The organism is Streptomyces sp. NPDC027962 (genome assembly GCF_055566095.1).
This window is the reverse complement of sequence record NZ_JBVHTA010000083.1, coordinates 1-6,966: the sequence shown is the minus strand read 5'-3', so window position 1 is coordinate 6,966 and position 6,966 is coordinate 1. Positions and strand designations below refer to the sequence as shown.

The 6,966-nt window shown below is 66.0% G+C and carries 8 protein-coding genes and 1 tRNA gene; 1 reads left to right on the top strand and 8 read right to left on the bottom strand.

All coding sequences use genetic code 11. The annotated features are described in order from the left end of the window. Positions 1-56 precede the first annotated feature (56 nt). From ACZ4SA_RS36470 to ACZ4SA_RS36435, 8 genes are all read right to left on the bottom strand, one after another. Entirely contained in the window at positions 57-824 is a 768-nt protein-coding gene (locus tag ACZ4SA_RS36470; RefSeq protein WP_468283014.1) for a putative antirestriction adenine methyltransferase, read from the bottom strand. Between the two features lie 218 nt (positions 825-1,042). Next, positions 1,043-1,114, bottom strand: a tRNA-Gly gene (locus ACZ4SA_RS36465). A 135-nt stretch (positions 1,115-1,249) separates the two neighbouring features. Then, positions 1,250-1,426 (bottom strand): hypothetical protein, encoded by a 177-nt coding sequence (locus tag ACZ4SA_RS36460; protein WP_468283011.1) that lies wholly within the window; start codon positions 1,424-1,426, stop codon positions 1,250-1,252. A 29-nt stretch (positions 1,427-1,455) separates the two neighbouring features. Then, a complete protein-coding gene (locus tag ACZ4SA_RS36455) occupies positions 1,456-1,821 on the bottom strand; it encodes a hypothetical protein (RefSeq protein WP_468283008.1) in 366 nt (121 codons plus the stop codon). A gap of 586 nt (positions 1,822-2,407) precedes the next feature. Beyond that, positions 2,408-3,433 carry a ParB/RepB/Spo0J family partition protein gene (locus ACZ4SA_RS36450; RefSeq protein WP_468283005.1) on the bottom strand — a complete coding sequence of 342 codons (1,026 nt, stop codon included), beginning with the start codon at positions 3,431-3,433 and terminating at the stop codon, positions 2,408-2,410. 202 nt (positions 3,434-3,635) lie between these two features. Continuing rightward, the gene (locus ACZ4SA_RS36445) at positions 3,636-3,827 is read right to left on the bottom strand and encodes a hypothetical protein (RefSeq protein ID WP_468283002.1); all 192 of its coding nucleotides are present in this window, start codon (positions 3,825-3,827) and stop codon (positions 3,636-3,638) included. Positions 3,828-4,047: 220 nt separating this feature from the next. Then, positions 4,048-4,968, bottom strand: a complete 921-nt coding sequence (locus ACZ4SA_RS36440) for a recombinase family protein (protein WP_468282999.1) — start codon at positions 4,966-4,968, stop codon at positions 4,048-4,050. A gap of 528 nt (positions 4,969-5,496) precedes the next feature. Then, on the bottom strand, positions 5,497-5,697 hold the full coding sequence (locus ACZ4SA_RS36435) for a DNA-binding protein (protein ID WP_468282996.1): 201 nt from the start codon (positions 5,695-5,697) through the stop codon (positions 5,497-5,499). A gap of 356 nt (positions 5,698-6,053) precedes the next feature. On the opposite strand from ACZ4SA_RS36435, the gene ACZ4SA_RS36430 reads away from it, so the two are divergent. Continuing rightward, the coding region (locus tag ACZ4SA_RS36430; RefSeq protein WP_468282993.1) for a tyrosine-type recombinase/integrase at positions 6,054-6,966 on the top strand (913 nt) is incomplete at its 3' end.

Here is a 6,966-nt window from a genome sequence, read left to right as displayed (position 1 = left end):
GCGCGACGGCGCAACTCAAGCGGGTAACGGGAGGGTCGTGCCATGACTCAATCCTTTCACGGAATCGAGTCTCTACCTGACACGGGGCGGTTCACCCCGCGGTTGGCGGTCTGCACCTGGCCTCGCAGGTGATCGGCGAGGTCCGCGACGTCGAAGTGCAGGCCGAGGACCCAGCGGGGCCGGTCCGTGATGCGCTCGATGAGAGTCTGCTTCGCGGAGTCGTCCAGCGTCGGATACTGCGGGGCCGGCCAATCCAGGTGCTTGTCGAGGGCGGCAAACTGGCTCTCGTAGTCCCCGGCGAAGAACGGCGGGAAGGCCACCACCGGCGCATCTGGCGGGACGTGTTCGGCAAGCCACTGGTTGACGTCCATCGGCGCGTACGAGGCCAGGCGCAGCGGCAGCGCCTCGATCTTCGCGACGGTCTTGGCGTGCAGCTGCGGGAACTGCTTCTGGTAGGCGCCGAGCATCCGCCCGTAGTACGGGTGCTCGCCTCGGCCGAGCCACTGGAAGAATCGGGAGCCAAGCAGCACCGCGGCCAGCGTCCCGGCCCGCCCGTCCATATACGGGACCAGCCAGTCGAGTTCGTCGGACGACTCGGGCCGGATGGCGATGGGCAGTTCCTGACCGGCGAGGTACCAACCGATCGCCGACGAGTACAACTGCACGTCGCATCCGTGGAGCCGGAAGCCACTGTCGTGCAGGACGCGTTCAATGGTGAAGTTTCCCGAGCAGCCGACGTAGATGTCCTCGGCCTGCCCGGCCCAGGTAGCGGTGTGCTCGTGGATGACGGCGCGGAGATCGGCGGGAATCGAACCGTGGAACACCGGGGCCTCCCCTTCACGGGGCCGACCACGTTGGGCGGCCGATCAGTGGTCTCGCTTCTCGTCAGGCTGAACAGGAGTGGGATGCGGGCCCGGAGGGGCAGGGGGCTGGTCCTGCCGTGCCGGATCGCCGGGGAACCAGGAGGCGCGGGGGACGCCTGGAGGGTTTGGTTCCGGGGCTGGTCGGCTCCACACCACATACCTGTGCGGACGCATCCTCGAGCGCCGGGCCCGACTCGAACGAGCTCCTCCCCACCGGGGGCGGGGCGTGCTACCAGGTGCACTACCGGCGCGCGGCGGGGCCCGATCGGGAAGATCCCCCGCCAACACATCGAACCTATCAGACATATGTCTGTCTCCACACAGGTAGCGGACGCAGAGTCGCGCCCGCTACCTGCATATCACCCCACAAACCGGAGCGAATTCATCTACTCATCGGGGTCGACGAGGTCCAGCAAATCCATCGTGCCGAACGCGCACGGCTCAATCGGCGGCTTCCGCCGCGGCTTCGGCTTCGCCGGGCCCGACACGAACAGCTGCATCTGCCCGGGCGGCACCGGCTTGGACTCCGGCGGCTTCTCGAAGTCCTCCGGTCGCATGTCCACCCAGTTCCGCCTCCTCCCCTGCTCCGCGCTCACATCAGCGTCCCTTGTTCGTACTCTGGCCTCAGCGGCCCGAGTTCCCGCACGGGCGCGCCCGTCTGCTCCCGCCACCAGGCCGCGAACATTCGCCGGTGACACCACTCCCCTGGTTTCGCCAGGTCTTCGAAGCACAGCAGCACCAGCCGCAAGTCCCCTCCCTCCACCGCGATTTGCTGGAACCGGGTACCGAGGAATCCAACCCCGAAGCTGTCGAGTTGCGCCCGGTACGCCCTCTCGAAGTCCAGCCGCGGCGACCCGAAGTACGTCCGGCTCGGCGCGGCTTCCCGCACCTGGTGCTCCAGGGGATACGGCAGGGTCCATCTCGGCGCGGACAGGGTGATGCGCACTGGAATGCCCATCGTGGGCACAGCGGACAGTCGGGATCCGGCTCGTCGTCATGGCCGTCGCCGCTGTGGCTGTTCTCCCAGCCGGCCAGCTCGTAGCAGTCGTCGCACAGCTGCACGCCGAGCGCGTCCTGGAAAGTGCTGCCCGAACCGAACACGAGCCGACCTTCGCCGTCCACCGCCACGGTGGCGCCATCCGACGCCCGCACCGGTTCAACCCTCAGTCGAACGCCGCATGCCCGGCACGGGATCACCGTGGCCAGCGCCGCCGCCAGCCAACCGCACCCAGCGTTCCGTCTTCCTCGATGAGTACTTTCATACGTTCCCTTCTCCCCTTCGCTCCGGCACAGGACCGACGGCCCGGCACGGAGAGACCTCCACACCCAAAATGAGTAGGACCTGACAACTAAATTCTATCTTCAACCGACTTTAGCGTCAAGCGTAATTTATACCTGTGGCACGATCGCGGGCTCCGCGCACCCCACTCGCACCCCACTTCCACCCCACCCCAGACACCGCGCCCATACCCCCAGCCGGGCACCGAAAGACCAGTGGCCGAGTACCCCACCCACGGGGCACCCGGCCACTGGAACCCGGTCGATCAGGCCGCCTCCTCCAGCTCAGCTTCCGTCGACTCCGCGACATCCAGCTCGGCCAACTCCGCCTCGCTCGGCTCCCCCTCAGCGATGCCCTCGACCTCCGGCTCGGCCTCCAGCTCGGGGCGCACGGTCAGCCGCTTCGCCTCGGACATCGCCTTCGCCTTCCGCAGCTTCTTCACCGTCTCGGCCGCCGCCTTCCGCACCCGGTCCACCGCGTCCAGCTGCTTGCCGACCTCGCCCTCGAACAGCTCGGCCAGTTCGGACGGTGTCAGCCTCCCCAGTTCTTCCAACAGCGTCCCGGCCCGCTCGACGTGGTCCACCTTGGACTTGACCTGCTTGCGCTCCTTCGCCTTGTCCTCCTTCTCCTTCTCCGACAGTTCCTTCTCGGAGAAGAAGCCCTCCTGGTTCTCCTTCATCCGCAGGGCCTGCGCGAAGGTGGAGGCGTCGGTCTCCGTCCTGAAGTCGCCCTTCATGTACCGGGTGACCGCCACCTTCTGGTTCGCCGGCGAGAGCTTGGACAGGTACCAGGCAAAGTCCGCCTTGATCTTCCCCTCGGCGACCAGCTCCGCGATGTCCGTCGTGAGGTTGAGCAGGTCCATCCGCCACTTCACGTAGTCGGTGGTCTTGCCGAACATCTCCGCGATGCGCTCCGCCATGTACCCGAACCCGACCAGATCCGCGTACGCCTGCGCCTCCTCCATGAGCGTCATGTCCGCGCGGCCGACGTTCTCGGAGATCCCCATGATGAACGCGTTCTCGTCGTCGACGCTCGAGACGACCTTGGCCTCGATTGTGGTCGCGCCCTCCACCAGGTACATCGCCCGCCAGCGCCGCTCACCCATCACGATCTGGAACGTGTCGCCGGCCGGCCGGACCACGATCGGCTGGAGCTGGCCGACCGAGCGGAACTGGGCCGCGAGCTCCTCCAGCTTGGTCTCGTCGAAGAACTTCCGGGGCTGGTCCGGGTTGGGCTCGATCTCACCGAGAGGAATGGCGATGACCTCGATGTTCGCCTCGCTGACGCTCATGTCGCTGACTCCTCGCACTCTTCGGTCTCGCAGGGTGGGTTCCTGTGAGGTTGTGACTACATTCTATGATCACAAGATCAAGATCGTCAAGTGTGATTTACTTTGATCTCGCGCAACCCTTGCGGGCACCTGGGGGTCAAACACGAAGGCCCCGGCGGTCCCATACGGACCGCCGAGGCCACTCTCGAAATGACTTGCCAAGCTATCTGAAGTCCGCCTCAACACATGTCGACCCCAGACTCGAAGGCTCGTACTCCACATCCGCGCCCATAAGGACCTTGAAGCATTCCAGCGCCCGCTCCTCCCCGCTGCCCACGGGTTCGACACCAACGCTCTCGGCCCCCTCCACCTCTATCCACCCCTTCACCGCCGCCAGCGAGATACGCCCGTCCACGCACTTCTCCCCAAAGCTATGACGCAGGCAACCCCCGCGCCCTGACTCGCTCCCTCGTAGGTAGCACCGGGCGCAGCACGGTCGGTGACTAAACGTTACACAGAGCGCGAGATCGTTTAGACTACGACCCGATCCATCCGAGCGCAAACATGTGTGCGGACGAAGAGGTTCGCATCCAACAGCTCCTCCTTCAGTGGACCGACGATCAGCGGCATGCCCCCTACCGCCAGAGGATGTCGAACCGAGCCTCGTCGAATCGGCGTGATCCACGCACCGTGGCCGGACCGACTCGCACCTCGGCCACGATCAACTGCAGGAGTGCCCGCCGCTGCTCCTGGCCCGCGGTCTCGTTCCACCACTCGACCAGCGCCTCGACAGTCAACTCCGGCAGTTCGCCGAGATACTTGCCCCTTCGCATGGCCGCCATGGCCTGCGAGCGCCGCACCTCGAGACCCTCCTTCGCCTTCTTGAACTCCCCAAGACTCAGATCCTTCGCCCCGAAGGCCCTCGCCAATTCATCCTTGTGACTCCGCAGCTCTTCCAGGAACTTGGCAGCCTCTTCGGACTCCGCGACAAACCCGTCCCGCAGATCGGCCAGTCGCCTCATCATGCCCGCGCGCTCCAGCCTCGCGATGGCGCGCTCGGCCACGTACTTGTCCAGCGGCTCTGCGGAGATCCGGACCTTTCCGCACCCCGCGGTCTCGCAGACGTAGCCGCGCCCGCCGTTCGCTGTAGACCGGGACACCAGCGGGCTGTCGCACAAGTCGCACACCGTGCTCCCCCCGGACAGCAGATGGACATGCGCCGGCTTGCTGCCCTGACCTCGCTCGTTACGCGTGAACAACTCCTGCAGCGCATCAAAGGTGTCGCGGTCGATCAGGGGTTCAGCCGGCCCTTTCACCAGCTCGCCGGCTGCGTTCTCCCGCAGCCCCGCGATCCCTGGATTGCGGAGTCGGCGGCGCAGGGTCGTCGGCGACCACGGCCGCCCGAACACCGTCGGCCCGGCAGTCTCCGTCATCCACCGCGCGGTGTCCCCGAGCGTCGCCCCACCCTCCAGCAGGCGCTTAGCAGCCGCCGCCAAGTAGGCAGCTTCCTCGGGGACGGCAGTCACTCCGTCCGTCTCGTGGCCGTATGCCCTCATCACCTCTCCAGCCCATAACCCCAGGTATCCCCCTACGCCAGGGTATGCCAGAACCCATCACTGTCAGCCCGACATGTAATGGTCTGCACAATGTGCACACCAACCGGGTTCGCGGCACCGTAGCCGACCCGTTCCGGCCCCGTCCACCTACCCGACGGTTACAGTCGGCGAGGGGCGGATCACCCCTGCGACGGGCCGCAACATGCAGACTCGCAGTATGCCTAGTCAAAGTATGCCAACTCTCGGTTGGCCTACTCGGAGTTGGCCTCCCCACCAGCCCTGACGGAGGCTACTCCTCGAAGGCAGGAGTCAGCCCCGCATCGAGGGTGGGGCAGTCCCCACTCGGATCACGGGGAGCCAGCATCGCGCACCACGCCTCCGCGCTCGGCACGTCGATCGCCCCTGGCAGGGCGCGTAGCGCTTTCCCAGGCACGAGGGCGCGGCCTACTGAATTGAGTAGGCCGCGCCGAAGACTGGGCAACACCGCGCCAGCGAGGGGGTGGCCGAGTCACCCCTTGGCGCCCGGCGCTATTTCGGCACCACCCCAAGTGCCACCCACAGCTCGGAGGTCAGGACCCGGCGGTTGCCCTTGCCGTACTGGTGAACCTTCACCGGGAACTCTCCAGCATTGATCAGCTCGTACGTCGTGTTCCTGCCCAGGCCGAACGCCCTGCCGGCGGTCAGGACATCGATCGCCACTGGCAGCTCCAGCACTTCCTCGCGCGTCATCCCGGCACTCTCACGAGGCACCGCACCGCGCTTGGCCGAATCTCGACGATCACCCATGTTCAGACTCTCCCGTCTCGCCCCCGCGCCTCCCAGACAGTCCCGACCGAGCCTAGAGTCTCCCCAGCGAGGGCACCAAGATCCGCGTCCACCCAGACGGGCTACACCCAGCATCAGACTGCCACCACATAGGTATGCGCATCCGGAGCCGAGCAGACCCGAGCGCATGCCAGCCAGACACCAAATCGACCAGACCATCCGTCTACGCCGACATTATCAAGGAGACATACAACTGTCTCAACATATGATTGCGGCGTTCGGGTGGCACCGACACCGATCAACACCGGAGGGGACACAACGTGTTCAAGGGGTCTGTCTACAAGCGCTGTGCCTGCAGGAGACTCGTCACCAGCAAGGACGGCGAACCAGTCCTCGACAGCGACGGCCAGCAGAAGACGAAGGAACTCGGCGCGGACTGCCCACAGTTGAACAACCGCGACCACGGCACCTGGTACTACTACGTCGAACTGCCCAACGGCCCCGGCGGCAAGCGGCGAAGAGCACGCAAGGGCGGCTTCCTCACCAAGAAGAAGGCCGAGGAGGAGGCCCAAGCGATCTGGAACCAGGCCCAAGGAGGCATCGACGTCCTCTCGGACGAGACCGTCGAGCAGTTCCTGCGGCGCTGGATCGAGAAGAAGGTCAATCTCAAGCGGTCGACCAGGAAGGGCTACCAGGACCACATCGACCGCGTCTTCGTCCCGCACCTCGGCCACCTGAAGTTGCGGGATCTGCGCACCCGGCACATCCAGGAGATGTTCGAGCAGATCTGGCGCGACAACGAGACGCACGCCGCGAACCGCGTCACGGCAGCCGCCGCCGAAGCCGAGTGCGAGGCCGCACACACGGCGTGGAGAGCCACTGCGAGACCACGCCCACCCGAGCTGCGCCAGCGGTGGAACGACGCCAAGCAGGCGCTGCGCGAGGAGCGCAAGAAGCCTCGCCACATCACCGGCCCCGGCGCCCAACTCAAGATGAAGAACGAGCTCAGCTCCGCTCTGGACTACGCGATGCTGACCGAGAAGCTGATCAGTGAGAACTGGACCAAGCACGTCGTACTGCCGAAGTACACACCGCCCAAGCCCTTCATCTGGACCGGTGAACGCGTCGCCCGCTGGCGCGAGACCGGCCAGCGGCCCGGGCCCGTGATGGTCTGGACACCGGAGCAGACCGGCGAGTTCCTCGACCAAGTCGCCGAGCACCGGCTCTACCCGA

Bases quoted from the DNA above. Each gene is read 5' to 3' on its own strand.
- ACZ4SA_RS36435 (WP_468282996.1), bottom strand. From the start codon at position 5,697: ATGACGCGCGAGGAAGTGCTGGAGCTGCCAGTGGCGATCGATGTCCTG.
- ACZ4SA_RS36440 (WP_468282999.1), bottom strand. From the start codon at position 4,968: ATGAGGGCATACGGCCACGAGACGGACGGAGTGACTGCCGTCCCCGAG.
- ACZ4SA_RS36450 (WP_468283005.1), bottom strand. From the start codon at position 3,433: ATGAGCGTCAGCGAGGCGAACATCGAGGTCATCGCCATTCCTCTCGGT.
- ACZ4SA_RS36455 (WP_468283008.1), bottom strand. From the start codon at position 1,821: ATGGGCATTCCAGTGCGCATCACCCTGTCCGCGCCGAGATGGACCCTG.